Origin of the sequence: Winogradskyella sp. (assembly GCF_965228925.1) — a bacterium.
GTDB lineage: Bacteria > Bacteroidota > Bacteroidia > Flavobacteriales > Flavobacteriaceae > Winogradskyella.
The window spans coordinates 1,759,787-1,777,568 of sequence record NZ_OZ245845.1 but is presented as its reverse complement, the minus strand read 5'-3'; the positions used below and the strand labels follow the sequence as shown (position 1 = coordinate 1,777,568).

General features: G+C 36.4%; 10 protein-coding genes. 5 read left to right on the top strand and 5 right to left on the bottom strand.

Annotation, left to right across the window (positions count from 1 at the left end; all coding sequences use genetic code 11):
• Positions 1-15: 15 nt before the first annotated feature.
• From ACO052_RS07285 to gmd, 5 genes are all read right to left on the bottom strand, one after another.
• A complete protein-coding gene (locus tag ACO052_RS07285) occupies positions 16-912 on the bottom strand; it encodes a dTDP-4-dehydrorhamnose reductase family protein (RefSeq protein ID WP_422107348.1) in 897 nt (298 codons plus the stop codon).
• Entirely contained in the window at positions 900-2,030 is a 1,131-nt protein-coding gene (gene wecB, locus ACO052_RS07280; RefSeq protein ID WP_422107347.1) for a non-hydrolyzing UDP-N-acetylglucosamine 2-epimerase, read from the bottom strand. The genes ACO052_RS07285 and wecB overlap by 13 nt, the downstream gene beginning before the upstream one ends.
• A complete protein-coding gene (locus ACO052_RS07275; protein ID WP_422107346.1) occupies positions 2,015-3,043 on the bottom strand; it encodes a polysaccharide biosynthesis protein in 1,029 nt (342 codons plus the stop codon). Before ACO052_RS07275 ends, wecB begins: the two co-directional genes overlap by 16 nt.
• A gap of 661 nt (positions 3,044-3,704) precedes the next feature.
• Positions 3,705-4,604 (bottom strand): GDP-L-fucose synthase family protein, encoded by a 900-nt coding sequence (locus ACO052_RS07270; protein ID WP_422108053.1) that lies wholly within the window; start codon positions 4,602-4,604, stop codon positions 3,705-3,707.
• A 46-nt stretch (positions 4,605-4,650) separates the two neighbouring features.
• Complete coding sequence (gene gmd / locus ACO052_RS07265) at positions 4,651-5,766, bottom strand: GDP-mannose 4,6-dehydratase (protein WP_422107345.1); 1,116 nt, start codon at positions 5,764-5,766, stop codon at positions 4,651-4,653.
• Positions 5,767-6,612: 846 nt separating this feature from the next.
• On the opposite strand from gmd, the gene ACO052_RS07260 reads away from it, so the two are divergent.
• From ACO052_RS07260 to ACO052_RS07240, 5 genes are all read left to right on the top strand, one after another.
• Positions 6,613-10,068, top strand: coding sequence for a choice-of-anchor J domain-containing protein (locus tag ACO052_RS07260; RefSeq protein WP_422107344.1), 3,456 nt, complete (start codon positions 6,613-6,615; stop codon positions 10,066-10,068).
• 237 nt (positions 10,069-10,305) lie between these two features.
• On the top strand, positions 10,306-13,881 hold the full coding sequence (locus ACO052_RS07255) for a T9SS type A sorting domain-containing protein (protein ID WP_422107343.1): 3,576 nt from the start codon (positions 10,306-10,308) through the stop codon (positions 13,879-13,881).
• 186 nt (positions 13,882-14,067) lie between these two features.
• Complete coding sequence (locus ACO052_RS07250) at positions 14,068-16,275, top strand: T9SS type A sorting domain-containing protein (RefSeq protein WP_422107341.1); 2,208 nt, start codon at positions 14,068-14,070, stop codon at positions 16,273-16,275.
• Positions 16,276-16,448: 173 nt separating this feature from the next.
• Positions 16,449-16,610, top strand: coding sequence for a hypothetical protein (locus ACO052_RS07245; protein ID WP_422107340.1), 162 nt, complete (start codon positions 16,449-16,451; stop codon positions 16,608-16,610).
• A 13-nt stretch (positions 16,611-16,623) separates the two neighbouring features.
• Positions 16,624-17,748, top strand: coding sequence for a hypothetical protein (locus tag ACO052_RS07240; protein WP_422107339.1), 1,125 nt, complete (start codon positions 16,624-16,626; stop codon positions 17,746-17,748).
• Positions 17,749-17,782 lie beyond the last annotated feature (34 nt).

Sequence of the window (17,782 nt, the reverse complement as noted above, 5' to 3'; positions counted from 1 at the left end):
AAATCAAAGCTTAGCCTATTGCATACTATTAAAATATTCAAAATAATAATCTTTATATTGATTATGATTTCTTGTGAAGTACTCATACAATTCTGAAATCATACTTTCGTAAGAAGAGACTTCAAATCTTATATTTTTACGAATTGTTACTAATGATTTGTCAGACACTTTTAAATCATTTGGTATGATGTTAAGTTTTTGGTTTTTATTGAAATACTTATTCAATAATCTTAACAAATCCAATTTTGAAATTTTTTGATTATTTGTAATGTTTATTATTCCATAGGTTCCATTTTTAATATGGAAGTCAATAGCTTTAGATAATTCTATAGTTGTCACCCCGCCCCACATAACTTTTTCATAACCATGTATTTCTTTTTTTTGATTCATAAACCAATGAAACAAGCCCTCTCCTTTAGCTTTTATCTCAGGGCCAATTATTGAAGTTCTTAATGTTAGATGTGGTTCTGAAATAACTTCCCCAAGGCTTTTACTACGGCCATAGATATCATCTGCGTCTCTAAAGTCATATTCAGAATAATTACCTTTCTTTCCTGAAAACACACAATCTGTACTCACATGAATAAGTTTGGCATTAATTCTATTACAGATATTTACAAGATTATGTGGTAAATAAGCATTTAAATAAATAGCATTCGAGGGATCGCTTTGAGAACCCTTAATAAGCACCCCAATACAATTGATTATAATTGACGGATTAATTTTTAATATTTTTTTTTCAAGTTCAGATTTATTTGTGACGTCACAAACAATTGAGTTCTCATTTAATTTATTTCGATAAACAAGATTAAAAAGTTCATACTTTGTATGCTTTTGGAAATACGTATATACGACATGTCCTAACATACCCGTGGCACCTAATATTAAAATGCTTTTATTTACTTTTTCCATACTGTTCTGTTAATATAATCTGTATAAGATAAAATAACTCTCAATACTTTTTTAGATACATTTTTTACATCATAATCATCTACAATTTTAATAGCTTCTAATGTTTTATGATGTCCTGTAACAATATCTATAGATTGTATAATTCTTTCGGTTTTTAACCCGCTCATAATTAAAGTAGCTTCATCCATTCCTTCTGGTCTTTCATGAGCTTGGCGAATCGTAATAGCAGGAAATCCAAGAATGGAAGACTCTTCCGTTATTGTTCCACTGTCTGATAACACACAAAATGCATTCATTTGTAATTTTATATAATCGATAAAGCCAAAAGGTTTCATAAATTCAACTAATGGATTCTCATTCGTAAAACCAATGCTTTCTAATTTAATTCTTGTTCTAGGATGAGTGGAGACGATTACTTTTTTATGGTAATTTTTCGAAATCTCATTGAGCGATGTTAGAAGATTGTTGAAATTCACTTCAGAGTCTACATTTTCTTCTCTATGAATACTCACCATAAAATAACTACCTTTCTCTAAATCTTCCTGTTCTAGAATTCTAGAATTTTCAATGGCTTCTTTATGATATTGCAGTACCTCTTTCATGGGTGATCCTGTTTTAATAATTGTTTCGGGAGCTATACCCTCTCGTTCCAAATATTTTCTGGCATGCTCAGACAATGGCATATTGATATCACTTAGATGGTCCACAATCTTTCGATTAATCTCTTCTGGTACTCTTTGGTCAAAACACCTGTTTCCAGCTTCCATATGGAAAATAGGTATTTTTTTTCGTTTTGCAGATATAACAGACATGCAACTATTGGTGTCTCCATAAATTAATATGGCATCAGGATTGTGTATTTCCAAAACTTCATCAGATTTGATAATTACTCTACCAATAGTTTCGGCTGCATTTGAACCAGCAGCATTTAAAAACACATCAGGTTTTCTTATCCCTAATTGTTCAAAGAAAATTTCGTTTAATTCATAATCAAAATTCTGTCCAGTATGTACTAAAATATGATTGGTATAAAGATCCAATTCGTGAACCACTCTGCTAAGCTTAATGATTTCTGGTCTAGTACCTACTATGGTCATTACTTTTAGCTTTTTTTCCATAACGAAATTTCTTCTTTTATATAGTTTAGTGTTAATAATAATTTTTTAGTACCTTCTATATCCAATCTTTGTGTATTATGAGAGTTGTAATCTGTAATTTCAGACGTTTTTACATCTCCTTCTGAAAAATACATGGAATAATTTAAGTCTCTGTTGTCTGAAGGGATTCTATAAAATCCAGGAATATTCATAGACTTTGCCATTTCCTCTCTTGTACAAAGGGTTTCATAGAGTTTTTCACCATGTCTTGTCCCAATAATTTTTATGTCATTATTAGCTTCAAACAATTGCAATAGTGCTTTTGCTAAAGTTTCAATGGTAGAAGCAGGTGATTTCTGTACAAACAAATCCCCTTGTTGACCATGCTGAAACGCATAAATAACTAAATCTACAGCATCGTCTAAAGACATTAAATAACGAGTCATTTTAGGGTCGGTAATTGTAAGGGGCTTTCCCGCTTTTATTTGTTCAATAAATAAAGGAATCACAGAACCTCTGGAGGCCATAACATTTCCATATCTAGTTAAACAAATAGTCGTTTTTTTTGGGTCTAAGTTTCGAGATTCTGCTATGGCCACTTTTTCCATTAGTGCTTTTGTCATACCCATCGCATTTATTGGATAGGCGGCTTTGTCTGTACTTAAGCATATAATCTTTTTGACATTATTTGCAACTGCTGCTTTTATAACATTTTCTGTGCCGATGACATTAGTCATGGTCGCTTCAATGGGGAAAAATTCGCATGATGGTACTTGTTTTAATGCTGCAGCTTGAAAAACAAAGTCTACACCAGTCATAGCGTTATCTAAGCTTTTGTAATCCCTAACATTTCCAATATAAAACTTTACTTTTGGGTTGTTAAGACTCATCCTCATGTCGTGTTGTTTTTTTTCATCTCTTGAAAAAATGCGAATTTCTTTTATATCAGTATTTAAAAATCTATTTAAAACGGCGTTCCCAAAAGAACCTGTTCCTCCTGTTATTAACAACACTTTGTCCTTAAATATTTTCATGATTAATTTTTAATCCTTAATAATTTTTTTATATGTTTTAGCAATGTTTGTTTTAATAAAAAACGTTTATTAGTAGGGCCATATCACTTAACAGATATTTTTCAAGCCATATATTGAATATTTTTGAAGCTGATATTCTTTATGAGTATGAAATATTTTATGTATTAAAACCTCTTATACATTCATTACAACAATTTCTCGGAAACGATTTCTTTAATAGGCTTATCAAATGAAAAATACTTACAGTTTTTTTGAAGGAAAAACATTGTAATTTGAGAAATCATCCAAGAGCAAAAAAATCTCAACATTTTAAATTGTTTAAGAACCGTTTGATATTGTTTCCTTCATAAAAGTTGAAGAATTTATCTAAATTTTTAAATTCATCATGAGCCACTAAAAAAGACAATGATCTCAACTTTTTCTTAAATCTCTTTAAAATCCAAAAACAATTTCTTAAATCCTTTTAGTTTCTTTCCTATTTTCCATCTTTCAGAACAATTTCTTTTTTTATAAGTTCCAACAAACTCCCTTTTGGACTTTAGACTTAATAGTATTCAATGGAAAAAAGTTATTTCGCAAATCTAAAACAATTAGCTAATCTGAAAAGACTAAATCACTTTTATTCTACCTTATTTTTTAACAGATAAAAAACAGTAGGAAACTAACTAAAAATTAGCCTTTGATTATTAATAAACCAATCATAAGTCATTTCTATTCCTCCATTTAGAGATATATTTGGTTTCCATCCCAAAGAGAGCATCTTAGAACTATCCATTAATTTTCTAGGTGTTCCATCAGGTTTAGTGGTATCCCAAACAATTTCTCCTCTGTGACCAACAATATTTTGAATGGTTTCTGCAAGTTCTTTTATGGTGACATCAGTCCCTGTACCAACATTGTACAAATACTCTGGCAACACATTCTCCACAGTAAATAATACGGCTTGCGCCAAATCATCAACATGTAAAAATTCGCGCATTGGAGTTCCACTGCCCCATAATTCTACAGGAGCATTATTGTTTTCTTTAGCTTCATGAAACTTCCTGATCATTGCAGGTAACACGTGCGAACTTTTTAAATCAAAATTATCATGTGGCCCATACAGATTCGTTGGCATTAAACTCACAAAATCCTTCCCGTATTGTTTTCTAATGGCTTGGCAAGCTTTAACTCCCGCTATTTTTGCAATAGCATACCACTCATTTGTTGGCTCTAAACTATCCGTTAATAAATACTCCTCCTTTAGAGGCTGAGGAGCAAATTTTGGGTAAATGCAAGAACTTCCTAAGAAAATAAATTTCTTAACCTCAAATTTATGTGCCGCATCAATAAGATTGTTCTGTATTTGCAAATTCTCCATTAAAAATGAATACGGATTGTCATTATTCGCCAATATTCCACCTACCCTAGCTGCAGCATCAACAATAATATCTGGTCGTTCTTGATTGACAAAATCATAAACCCCTTGCTGATTTCTCAAGTCCAATTCCTTACTGGTTTTACCCAATATGTTTGTATAACCCTTCGCTTTGAGCGCTCTACATACGGCAGAGCCTACCATACCGCGATGTCCTGCAACGTATATTTTTGACGACTTCTGTAAAATATTACTCAAAATAATTCATGGTTTTAAAGCCACCTTCTTCAAGATATTGCTGTGCTCTCATTAATTGGAGATCACTTTGCATCATATCCTTAACAAGGTCAACCAAGTCATACTTACATTCCCAGCCTAACTTTTCTTTGGCCTTTGTCGCATCCCCAATTAATACATCTACTTCAGTCGGTCTAAAATAACGCGAATCTACAGCCAAGACCTCTTTACCTATATCTAACTGATAATCCGGATGGTTACACTCAAAAATGTAGGCTTTTTCATTTTCACCCTGACCCTTAAATTCCAATTCTATGCCTACTTCAGCAAAACTCATTTTAACAAAGTCCCTGATTTTCGTGGTTTTACCTGTAGCAATAACCCAATCTTCAGGTTTTTCGGCCTGAAGTATCATCCACATCATACGAACATAGTCCTTAGCATGACCCCAATCCCTCTGCGCATCCAAATTCCCTAAATAAAATTTGTCTTGAAGACCCAAGGCAATACGCGCCACAGCTCTAGTAATTTTTCTAGTTACGAATGTTTCACCTCGTATAGGTGATTCATGATTAAATAGAATACCATTGCAGGCATACATGTTATAGGCTTCGCGATAATTTACAGTAATCCAGTAAGCATACATCTTAGCAACAGCATAAGGCGATCTCGGATAAAATGGTGTCGTTTCCGATTGCGGTACTTCCTGTACCTTACCATACAGTTCAGAGGTGGAAGCCTGATAAATGCGGGTTTTCTTTTCTAAACCCAATAGGCGAACAGCATCCAAAACCCGAAGGGCTCCAAGTCCATCAGTATCACCTGTATATTCAGGTATTTCAAATGACACAGCCACATGACTCATAGCCGCCAAATTATAGATTTCATCAGGTTGAATCTGCTTTATTAACCTAATAAGATTTGTACTATCCGTCATATCTCCATAATGCAGGAAGAAATTTCTATTATCTACATGAGGATCTTGATACAAATGATCAACCCTATTGGTATTAAACAATGAAGATCGACGCTTTAATCCATGCACTTGATATCCTTTTTTTAATAAAAATTCACTCAAATAGGCACCATCTTGACCGGTAACCCCTGTTATAAATGCAACTTTACTCATGCAAAAACTTTTAATAAGACATAACCTTTAGTAACACTTTTTGAGTTATTCAGAAGTGTAAGCATTAACAATAATCTTTATTCCCTACGCTTATATAAGTTCATATTTTGGCGAAAACATTTGAACTAAATGGTAGTATTTAAACTATACAAATCTAAAATAAATAGCGCATCTGAAGAGATTATACCCCTTTTATTCTACCTTATTTTTTAACAGGTAAAAAAACAGTAGGAAACTAACTATTAAATTTATTATATTTGTGTGTCCCTAATCTTTTTATAATCACAGCCATACATTAAAGCTAATGTAAATTATTGTAATTACTGATTATGAAAAAAGGACGAAAGTCTCTAAATTACAATACACTCTCCAGCAATAGTTTAGAACATATTGCCACCCTTTTAACCCCTAATATTTTTGATTTTCTTTTTCCTTTTATCTTTTCTAATGCATATAAAGATGTAAGGAATCTTGCTATACTTATACAAATACTTAAAATTACCCCTTATGAAACCAGAAACATAGAACAATAAGACAAAGGCATTCATTAATTCTTGTGACTATTTCTTAATGTATGTGTCCTATACAACGATTAACCCTTAAATAATAACATTGAAAATTCCTAAATTCTGTATGGTCCTTTCTTAATAGCCATACGAAGAATCCTCGTATTCATTATCCATTTTCATTGTTATAAACTGACAAAGCAATTGATTTTTTTGTTGGTCTAGTCTTTTGTTGCATTCATCTAACCAAACGCTATACTCCATCGAATAAATCGGGGCTTGCTTGAGTCGGAAAATAATTTTGTGATTGAATTAGTATTCAAAAAAAAGATTAAGACCAATGAAAAAGATTTTATTACCCCTTGGATTATTCCTCTTATGTTTTACAGGATTTAGCCAAACCTCCATTTATTTAGAAGACTTTACAGGACAAGCCGGAAAAGGAGCTATTGGGCCTGGTGGAAGTAGCCCAACGATCGATGTATCTGGTGTTGATTGGACCATCGACGTAAGCAACGTCAACCTCACCGAAACTAATGATTATTTTGGTGTCCTTACAGTTGGTGGAAACGAATTGTTTGAAGGAAGAGATTTAGATACCCAGGCCACTTGGTTTTCGCCCGTAATTCCTATTTCAGGTTTTACAAATGTAGGTTTTACAATTAACGTTACTGAATCTAATGGCACCGGCGGAAACAATCTAGAAGGCACAGATACGGTGTTAATAGAATACCGTATTGATTCAGGAACATGGACCACAGCCTCAACAAATGGAAGTATCTCAAACGATTACGACCTTACTGTCAGCAGTGAATCTGGTTTATCTGGTGCAACTATTGAACTTCGTGTCACTATGACCAATAATGGCGGTGGTGAACGTCAACGCATCGACGACATAGAAGTCACGGGAACCCCAGATTGCAGTACTGCTTTTACGCTACCTTTTAATGAAGGATTTGAAGGCACCTTTCCTCCCGATTGTTGGTCAACTTTTAGAGGCACAAACAATTTAGGAACTACTAATGATTGGACCACCTCAACACTGATATCTAACTCTGGTACTACTTCAGCCTTCGTAGAATTTGAAGTGGTCACTGGTGGAAATGCCCAAGACTGGTTGGTAACACCAGCTATAGATTTAGGAACAGCACAAACACAGTTGCGTTTCTTTGCCAGAGAACAGTTTACTATAGATTTTAACACCGAATATAGTATAAGAGTTTCTCAAACGTCTGCAACGGACATCTCTAGTTTTACAACCGTTCAAACCTATACCGAACCCGAGTTGGGTAATACATTTAATGAAAAAACCGTAGATCTTTCTGCCTACAGTGGCATTGTTTACATTGCTTTTGTTATGGAACAAAACGATGGGGATAACTGGTTTTTGGACGATGTTTCCGTTATTGAAATCCCACCGTGTACAATTCCCGAAGACGTCACTAATGCGTCGGTCAATAATGATGGAAATACTATTAATTTAAATTGGGCATTAAGTACTTGTTATGATGATATTTTGGTTGTTGCTAAAGAGGGAAGTGCCGTTACAGCAATACCTACAGGAGACGGAAGCACTTATACTGCCAATAGTGTATTTGGAGATGGTACGGAAATCATCACTGGCGAATTTGTGGTCTTTAATGGCATAGGCAGTGGTGTCGATATCACCAACATTTCGATTGGCAACACCTATCAATTCGAAATTTTTACGAGAAAAGGAACGGCTTGGAGTGCCGGTGTCCCCATAAGTATTACTGCTGATTATTGTACCGTCACCGGTGACACTTTTTTCGGAACTTCAATTACACTTGTCGACTTTGGAGATATCAACAATAGCACTGGAGTGGGATCTGGCTATGATGACTTTACATCGCAATCCACAAGTGTCACCAGAGGGGAATCTGAAGATTTAACTGTAAACCTTGATACAGCTGGCAACTTTAGAGTTTATAGTTATGCTTGGATTGATTGGAACAGAGATGGTGATTTTGATGATATGGGTGAAACCTATGATTTGGGTGAAGCGGAAGATACCGAAAACGGTCCAACTTCTAACAGTCCTTTAAGCATTTCAGTTCCTGTTGATGCTGCTTTAGGGGATACCAGATTGCGTATATTGTGTCAATACTTTCCTACTACTATTCCTACAAATGGGCCTTGCGATGGTTCCACTGATGGGGAGATCGAGGATTATACCGTCACGGTGCTCCCAGACACAACCTATGTCTATGATGATGGCTGGTCGCCATCCGATCCAAATGGTATAGCTACTTTGGCCAACCCCATAGAAATTATACGAGGTAACGCTGTATTTTCTAGTTCAACACAATGCGAAAGTATTACAGTTAATCCTGCTGCTAGCATTAGCGTTAATAGTGGAGTCACCCTAGATATTGCTAATAGCTTAGATTTAGAATCCTCAAGTATTGCCTTTTCCAGCCTTATCCTAGATGGTACCATAAATGGTACTGTTAATTACTATAGACATGTCAATTCAGCCAGTGGCAGTGGTACGGCAACTGGAAATAATGATCTTATAAGTACTCCTTTGCAAGGACAGACCTTTGGTGATTTAAGTGCTGCCAACACCAACATATTATCGGGAACTATTGGTGGTAACCCTGCCTTTTTATTTGGTCCATTTGACGCATCTACTAACACCTATATCAATTACACTCCTGCTAATAATACTGATCCTTTAGTAGCAGGGACTGGTTACCGCACGGGGTCTACAGATAATGGAGATTATGTTTTTAGTGGCAATGTCGAAACGGGCGTTGTGGAAGTCAATGTTACAAGTGGTGGTGCAACCAACTGGAATTTAATTGGCAACCCCTATCCCAGCTATATTAATGTACAAGCCATTTTAAACGAAACTACAAATAGGAATCGCTTTGATGAAAATGCAGTAGGTATTTACGGTTATGATGGTGCCGCTACAGACGGCTGGACTATTTATAATTTGGCAACCACCGACGGATCGACCATTATGGCTCCCGGACAAGGCTTCTTCATCAATGCGGAAACCACTGGTGTTTTTAGATTTACACCAAGTATGAGAATGACTGGTACATCAGATGATTTTATTGCAGGTAGATCTTCCAGTCCTTTAGTCTATTTAAAACTTAAATTGAGTAATTCAACAGCGCATTTCCATACGGACGTGTATTTTAATGATAATGCAAGTACAGGTCTGGATTTAGGTTATGATGCTTCCGTTTGGAACGGCACTCCCGCCGTATTTTCAGTACATTCTTATTTAGTAGAAAATGACCAAGGGAAAGCTATGGCTGTACAGGCCTTACAGAGTAACGAAGTTTCTGACATTATCGTTCCATTAGGGGTAAATGCTAGCCCAAATGAACCCGTGACATTTTCAATTCTAGAATCCACATTGCCAAATGGTATTAATATATATCTCGAGGATAATTTAACAGAAACGATGACCTTATTGAACAATGATAGCTATGAGGTAACGCTAGATAATGCCATTATTGACAAAGGTCGTTTTTATTTGCACTTTGTCAATCAGGCCTTAAGCCTTAACGATACTGCTTTAGATCAATTACGGATATTCACAAATCAAGAGCACAGAGCGCTTATCGTAAAAGGTCAACTCTTCAAAGCCTCACAGCTTCGATTATATGACCTTCAAGGTCGACTTGTTAAAAATATGGTCTTAAAAGAAAATACCTCTAGCCAAAGAATTGACCTCTCAGAATTACCAACCGGTGTTTTTATAGTTGATATAACGAGCGAAAATGCCCATAAAACACAGAAAATCGTACTAAAGTAAGGTTATTATCAATAAAATAGGCTAAAAAAAGTACATCTTAAGGATGTGCTTTTTTTGTCAAATCCTTTTAATCACCTAATCAACAAGGGTTTAAAAAACACACTTTCCTTGTAATATTAACCCTTTGTTAATATATAAATGTAAAGAACACATATTGATTTGCTATATTTGTTGTCCTTATTATCAAAACCTTAAGCGTATTTGATTTTATTGATTTGTAATTTTTTTTAACTATATATGAAACATTTTTACCCCTTTTTGTTTACAATTTTAATTAGTTGTCTGAGTTTCGGACAGATTTCGGTAACGTCCTTACCACAAACTGATAATCAAGACTTTAGCACATACGATGGTACCTTAGGGTCAACGCCCACTGGCTGGAGTGTTTCGCCAAATGACTATGAAGGCATAGGCACTGGAACAGGCACTGGCGGAGGGTTTTATGCATACCACCCAACAGGAAGCCCTGCAGAAAAAAGTTTTGGGGTTCTTAGGTCTAGTTCTACTACTTTCTCTTTTGAAGTTGCATTTACTAATAATACTGGAAACACTATTACAGATTTAGATATTTCATTTAATTATGAGCAATATCGATATGTAAACACCTCAGACTTAAATTTAGAAGGTACTGGTGTTTTGAGTGGTAACGCAACTATCGATGCCGAAGATTTCGATGGTATTGCTAGTGGTACCAATGGGACTATTAGTAACTCAAGAACGGTTACTATAAACTTGACAGGTCTAAGTATCGCCAATGGTGCCACTTATGGTTTACGTTGGACTGCAACAAATGATAGTGGAGCAGATAATGGTTTAGCGGTTGATGATTTTTCCATTACTGCTGATGGTGCAGTTGCTTCAGGCCCACAAGCCCCAACAAGCCTTCAAATCGTAGAAGCTACTTCCGACAAAATGAACATCACTTGGAATCGTCCTACGGGTACTTTTAATACGGAGTGGAGTGGAGTACTTATTTTCCTATCTGAAGGTCCTAGCGGTATAGATCTTTCCTTAAGCGGACAAGACGGAGAGGATTATACGGCCAGCCTTACCTATGGTTCTGGTACTTTTGCTACAGATACTTCTTTAACTGATAATGCCTACTGTGTAGCCAATCAAATTACAGATGCCGATGGTGATATTGTGGTCACAGGGTTGACCGAAGGAACAACTTATTACGTTTATGCTTACAGTTATGAGGAGGTTTCAGGAAATAACGATGATGATAATTTTTCTTCAGAGGTAGATGGTGGAAACCAATCTGCAGACTTAGAAAACCTGTCTGGAGCTGGATCTACTTCAGGTGATGCGGAGATAACTTTGAACTGGATAAATCCTACAACAACTCAAGGCACTTACTGGGATAGAGTTGTAGTTATAGCACGCGAGGGTTCTGCAGTGGAAGCTAACGTGTCTGAAGCTAATCTAGATGGTCTAATTGACGGTTCTTCTTTATCTGCAAATACCGATTGGTCAGCTAGAAGCAATACTAATGATTTATTCGAACAATCCTCAAATTTAATAGGATCTGACGACACGAATTATGTGGTTTACAATGGAACAGGAACTTCTACTACAATTACTGGATTGACAAACGGAACGACTTATCACTTTAGATTATTTGTATACTACTCTGAAGATGATAGTGATGATAATTGGACTACAGCTACTGACTTATCTGAGTCACCTTTTGCTCTACCTACTTTAATTATCACAGAAATTGCAGATCCAACTGACAATGCTAATGCACGTTTCGTTGAAATTTATAATAATGGGACTACAGATATCGATTTTTCTATTACTCCAGTATATATATCTAGATTTGTAAATGACGCAGCGACAGCTACAAACGGTAATACTGAACAGCTGGACTCAGGTATATTGGCAGCAGGATGTTATTTGGTTATAGCTTCTAGTGGAACCAATTTTACCTCTGCTTACGGCTTTAGTCCAGATGAAATAAATGGGGGATTTGCAGTAAATGGTGATGATCCATTTGGTATGTATTCAGGAACTTATCCAAGTGGAACCTTGTTTGATGTATATGGAGAAATTGGCGTCGATGGCACTGGTGAAACTTGGGAATATGAAAATAGCAGAGCTGTGCGCAATGACATAATGGATTCACCTTCTACTACATGGCAAGCGTCGAGTTGGACAATTACTTCTGCTAATGTAGCAGATACTACCCCTAGCACCTCCGAGAACGAATTTAGATATGATGGAGATTGGAAGCCAAGTAACCCGAATGGTGTCTCAACTATATCCGATGATATTGTTATAGTATCAGGTAGCACAAACATAACAGTCGACACAAGTGTTAATACTGTTGTCCTAAAACCAGGATCAGGTCTAACTATTGATTCTGGAGCAACACTGACTATTGATAATATCGAAGGTATGACACTTAATTCCACATCTTCATCATACTCAAGCTTAATCTTAGATGGTTCAATTTCTGGCACAGTTAGTTACAACAGAGCGGTAAACTCATTTACCAATGACGCTACCAATAATGATAATGATCTCATATCTGCTCCTCTTACGGGCCAAACCTTTGGAGCCTTTGATGGTGCCAATGCTAATTTATTGGCTTCTGGTTCTACAAGAGCTTTTGCACCCTTCAATAATAATACCGGTGCTTATGAAAACTTCGATACCACAACTAATGCCGCTACGACCTTAGATGCTGCCGATGCATATAGAGCAGCAACCACAGATGGTGGGGCCCTAACCTTTACTGGAACAGTCAATACGAGCACCGTTTTTAAAGATATTACAATTGGAACCGATCTGACGTTTGGACCATGGAATCTTTTAGGCAATCCATATCCTTCGTTTATTAATATCGACACATTTTTAACGCATGTGGTGAGTACGCAGACCTCAGGTGAAAGAAATATTGACTTGTTAGACGCCTTATCAGGGATTTATGGTTATGATGGAGATGCCTCAAATGGATGGGAAGTTATTACGCTTGCTAATTCTAGTGGTCGGTTTATGGCACCAGGACAGGGCTTCTTTGTCGCAGCCGATGCCGCTCAGGTAAGTGCCCATGATATTGAATTTACCCCAGCTATGAGAGCAGCAAGCACATCCGACGATTTTATTGTCGGAAGAAATAGCAGCATGTTAACGTTCCTTAAATTAAATGCATCTACTACAACTAACAACTACAGTACGGAATTTTATTTTGATGCTGACGCCAGCCAAGGGTTAGATTCAGGTTATGACGCTGTAATTTGGGGAGGAGATGCTCCAGATTTCGCCCTTTACTCTCATTTAGTACAAGACCATACAGGCTTACCAATAGCCTTACAAGCTTTGGGTGACATGGATTACAACAACGTTACCATACCTTTAGGCGTGAACGCTAACCAAGGTGAGCAGTTAACATTTAGTATTAGCGAAACCACCTTACCAAGCAATGTCAATGTGTATTTAGAAGATAACGTCTCTAATACCATAACACTATTAAACAATAACGATTATATACTAACACCAAGTACAGACTTAAATGGTGCAGGCCGATTCTACTTAAATTTTTCTGTTAGCACTTTATCTACCTCCGACCTCGGCCTTAATGACTTAAGTATTTATACCAATAATAAGACAATTGTCATTTCTGGCGTCTTGCAGCAAGCAACTACAGCGAGCGTCTTCGATTTGCAAGGACGATTGGTGCGCACCCAAGTACTAGATACTTCTAAAAGACAGCAACATATTGAGGCTAATCAGTTTAGTTCTGGAGTCTACATAGTACAGTTGCAAAATGACGCTCAAAGCATATCGCAAAAGCTTATTATTAGATAGTTATTGAAGATTTAATTCTATTCAAAAAACGCATTCTTTCTCAGAATGCGTTTTTTTTATAATTTTAAGTAATAAATCATTTTTAATTAACTTTGAGTCAACAATTTATTAACACGAAAACGATTTCGCTGTTATTTAGTTTAAAAAGTTGTTACATTTAATCTTATAAATCAAATACCTACCTATATGAAACATTTTTACGCTTTTAAAAAATCCTTATTATTTATAATAGGTTTGTTACTATATTCAACTACCGTTCAAGGTCAGTTTACCGAATGGACTGGGTCTGGTGATTGGACCGATCCTGCAAACTGGTCTGGTGGTTATTTTTATGGGCAATTAGAGTGGAAAGGTGCAGGAAGCACCACAAGTAACAATGATGCTACCGGAGGTGCAGCGCATCAATGGCGCTTGTTTTTTAGTGGTAGTACAGCTTACACAATTATTGGCAATGAAGTAGAACTATTTGACTTTGGTGGGGCACCAAGTTGGGTATTATCGGATGCTACTGTAGATCAAACGCTTGAAATCGATATTGTATTTGCAGATGTGATGGGCCCCAACCCTGCCTGGATCACAACAAGAAGTACCGGTAAATTTATATTGGGCAATCTTGGGATAGGGGGCACAGTCACCGACCTCAGAATAGCCAGTTTAGATACTTCAGGAGAAGTTATTGTTAATGGTGATATTACGGGCAGTGTGCCAGTAGTTATCGGGAAAGACGAATTAAACGTCACACAGCCAACCACTAGAGTAGAATATATGAGTGCTTGTACTTATACAGGAGCCACAGTTATTGAGGGAGGTGTTTTAACGCTAAGAGATGATTTAGCAAGCAGTGATGTTACCGTAAAAAGTGGCGCTAACCTAGATATTGCGGGCAATGTCACTATTAAGTCTTTGCTAGTAGAATCCGGTGGTGCGGTAAACATAACACCTGGAAACTCTTTAATTGTTGATGGCGTTACGGATAATAGTGGTGATATAACCTTACAATCAGCATCAACAAGCTTTTCGAGCTATATCCCGGACAGCTATACTGGCAGTGGAAACGTTATTTACAATAGGTTTGTAAATTCTAGTACTAATGGCAATGATTTAATAGCTTCGCCATTACCTGGGGAATCTTGGGCGGACTTTTTATTATCTAGCACTAATGCTGCTGATCTCCTTAATGATGGTATGGCGACGACGACTTATGCTTTTGCACCTTTTGACAAATCCGTATCCGACTATGTTAATTTCACGAGTGCTACTTCGACTACCTTAGATGCGGGACGAGGCTACAGAGTCGCTACGAATGCAGGGACAACGCTTACTTTTACTGGATCTCCTCTCAGCGGAACAGTATCTTTTAATATAGAAGATACAGGAGCTAGTTTTGCGGACTGGAATTTAATTGGTAACCCATATCCTTCTTATGTCAATATGCAATCCTTTTTGGAACATGAAGTGGCTGCTGGTGTATCAAATATAAGCTTGTTAGAGAGCGCTTCTGGTATTTATGGTTATGATGGGGATGCCTCAAACGGCTGGAATGTGATTACCCTTGCCAATGACGATGGCAAACTCTTTGCGCCAGGTCAAGGCTTCTTCGTAGCAGCAGATGCAGCTGATGTTCTTGCTCACGATGTTGAATTTACGGCAGCCATGCGTTCATCCGGAACCAGTGATGACTTTATTGTGGGAAGAACTAATAACACTTTAACCTTTGCCGACATCCATATCAGCACTGCCAACAGCACCTACAATACGGAAGTCTATTTTGACGCCAATGCCTCTTTAGGTTTAGATCCTGGTTATGACGCCACTATCTTTGGTGGCTCAGCGCCAAGTTTTGCCATATATTCTCATTTGGTACAAGACAATACAGGTATTCCTATGGCTTTACAAGCTGTCGGCCTAACAGACCTTTCCGATGTTACGATTCCACTTGGAGTAAATGCAAATGTAGGAGAAGAACTAACGTTCAGTATGACCCTATTTTCGTTACCACCAAATATAGAAGTCTATCTTGATGATAATGATGCTGGTATATCAACACTTTTAAACTCTGGCAACTATGTACTAACTCCAGCTTCAAACTTAACGGGTGTTGGACGTTTCTTCCTTAGATTTACAGATAGTGCTCTGTCAACAGCAGAACATAATTTTGACGCTATAGATATTTATACAGACCAAAATTCTAAAACTATAAACATCTCTGGATATTTGGCTAATACTACTCAGGCAAATGTTTACGATTTGCAAGGACGTCTAGTAAGAACGAAAACCTTAGATATGAATGCCAACCTACAACGTATCGATATGTCTTCTTTTACTACTGGAATTTACATAATAGAATTATCTGATGATGGCCAAAGCAGGGTTGAGAAAGTTATTTTACCTTAACACCCTGTACTAATTCATAGTTTTGAGTGCGTTTTTCACAGTTACAAATTTTGATGCAATTGATGAAAAGCGCACTCAAAAATTTATGAACAAGATATTTTTAATAATCCTTATTATATTTACATTGTTAAATAAATTATTTTATTATTTTTGAACCAAATCTAGGCTTGGCCATGAAAAAAGACAACTCTACTGATAAACTAACACGTAAAGACGCTCTAAAAAAAATGGGCAAGTATGCTGCATTAACTGCTGTAGGTACTTTCGTGATTTTAAACCCTCTTAATGCACAAGCAGGCTCACCACCAGATCCTGGAGGAAATCCTTTGGATTAATTTTTAGAAAAGTTTGAATCAGGATTTAGCACCAACATATCAGTGCCAGTTTGGTGAATTCTGGCTATTGTGGTACTCCAAATCCAATAACTACAGTATTGTAGAACATGAATTCAAATTACTTTTAGACCACTATTTGAATGCAAGTTCTATTGACACCTTCAATTCACTTATAACTGAAGAGGATATAGTTTCCGATACAGCTGAAATTGTTAAAAGTCTCGAGCTATATTTGGAAAATTGTAATGCAGCAAATAAAGCATATACTGCCCCAAAACTAAAATTCGATAGCTCAAAAAGCCATATCCAAGCGCACTACCATTTTCGAGATAAAACTATTGAAATTAATTACGATTCGGACTTAGTTAAAAGAATAATTCATCCTGCCATAGCTTATCTTGAAGTCTCGAAAAAAACTAAAGTCCAGACGGTTTTTGATATCTATCTGGATGAAGACTTACTATGCTTATTTAAGGATAAAGAATTAGTTACAGCTGTACCCAAACGCGATTATCATCTTTTGCAAGGAAAATTTGTAATGCAATTGTTATCAATAGTACATGGCAAGCAAGAATCCGATTGGTTAGGTACTTTTCATGGTTCTACCATTTCAGATGGCAAGAATTCGATAGTATTCATCGGACAATCGGGTAAAGGGAAAAGCACCCTTTGTGCTATACTCTCCTCTCATGGTTTTGAATTAGTTGCAGATGACGTTTCTCCAGTATTGTCAAAAAATGGTCATATCTACTATAACCCTTCGGCCATATCGATAAAAGAAGGAGCTTTTAATACCCTTAAGCCAATAGTTGATCATTTTGACACTATCCCAAGCGTACTATTTAATAAAACTAAAGGGCAACTTAAATACATTCCTCGTGATATACCGACCTTATATAGCTATCCCTGTAAAGCTATAATTAAGGTTAATTACGATAAAGACGCCGACACAACATTAGAAGATCTCTCTGTAAAAGAGCTTCTAGAAACACTTATTCCAGATTCTTGGATATCCTCAGAACCTCACCATGCAAAGCAATTTTTAGATTGGTTAAAAAGTATCTATTTTTACAAACTAACCTATAGTGACACCGAAAGTGTCATTAAAAAAATAACAACCGTTTTTAAAAGTTTTTGATAACCGCTGTTATTAATTTAATTAAAGTGATTAA

What these genes read in the sequence shown, in the direction of transcription:
- ACO052_RS07285 (WP_422107348.1), bottom strand. Translation starts at nt 912, where the DNA reads ATGGAAAAAGTAAATAAAAGCATTTTAATATTAGGTGCCACGGGTATG.
- wecB (WP_422107347.1), bottom strand. Translation starts at nt 2,030, where the DNA reads ATGGAAAAAAAGCTAAAAGTAATGACCATAGTAGGTACTAGACCAGAA.
- ACO052_RS07275 (WP_422107346.1), bottom strand. Translation starts at nt 3,043, where the DNA reads ATGAAAATATTTAAGGACAAAGTGTTGTTAATAACAGGAGGAACAGGT.
- ACO052_RS07270 (WP_422108053.1), bottom strand. Translation starts at nt 4,604, where the DNA reads ATGGTAGGCTCTGCCGTATGTAGAGCGCTCAAAGCGAAGGGTTATACA.
- gmd (WP_422107345.1), bottom strand. Translation starts at nt 5,766, where the DNA reads ATGAGTAAAGTTGCATTTATAACAGGGGTTACCGGTCAAGATGGTGCC.
- ACO052_RS07260 (WP_422107344.1), top strand. Translation starts at nt 6,613, where the DNA reads ATGAAAAAGATTTTATTACCCCTTGGATTATTCCTCTTATGTTTTACA.
- ACO052_RS07255 (WP_422107343.1), top strand. Translation starts at nt 10,306, where the DNA reads ATGAAACATTTTTACCCCTTTTTGTTTACAATTTTAATTAGTTGTCTG.
- ACO052_RS07250 (WP_422107341.1), top strand. Translation starts at nt 14,068, where the DNA reads ATGAAACATTTTTACGCTTTTAAAAAATCCTTATTATTTATAATAGGT.
- ACO052_RS07245 (WP_422107340.1), top strand. Translation starts at nt 16,449, where the DNA reads ATGAAAAAAGACAACTCTACTGATAAACTAACACGTAAAGACGCTCTA.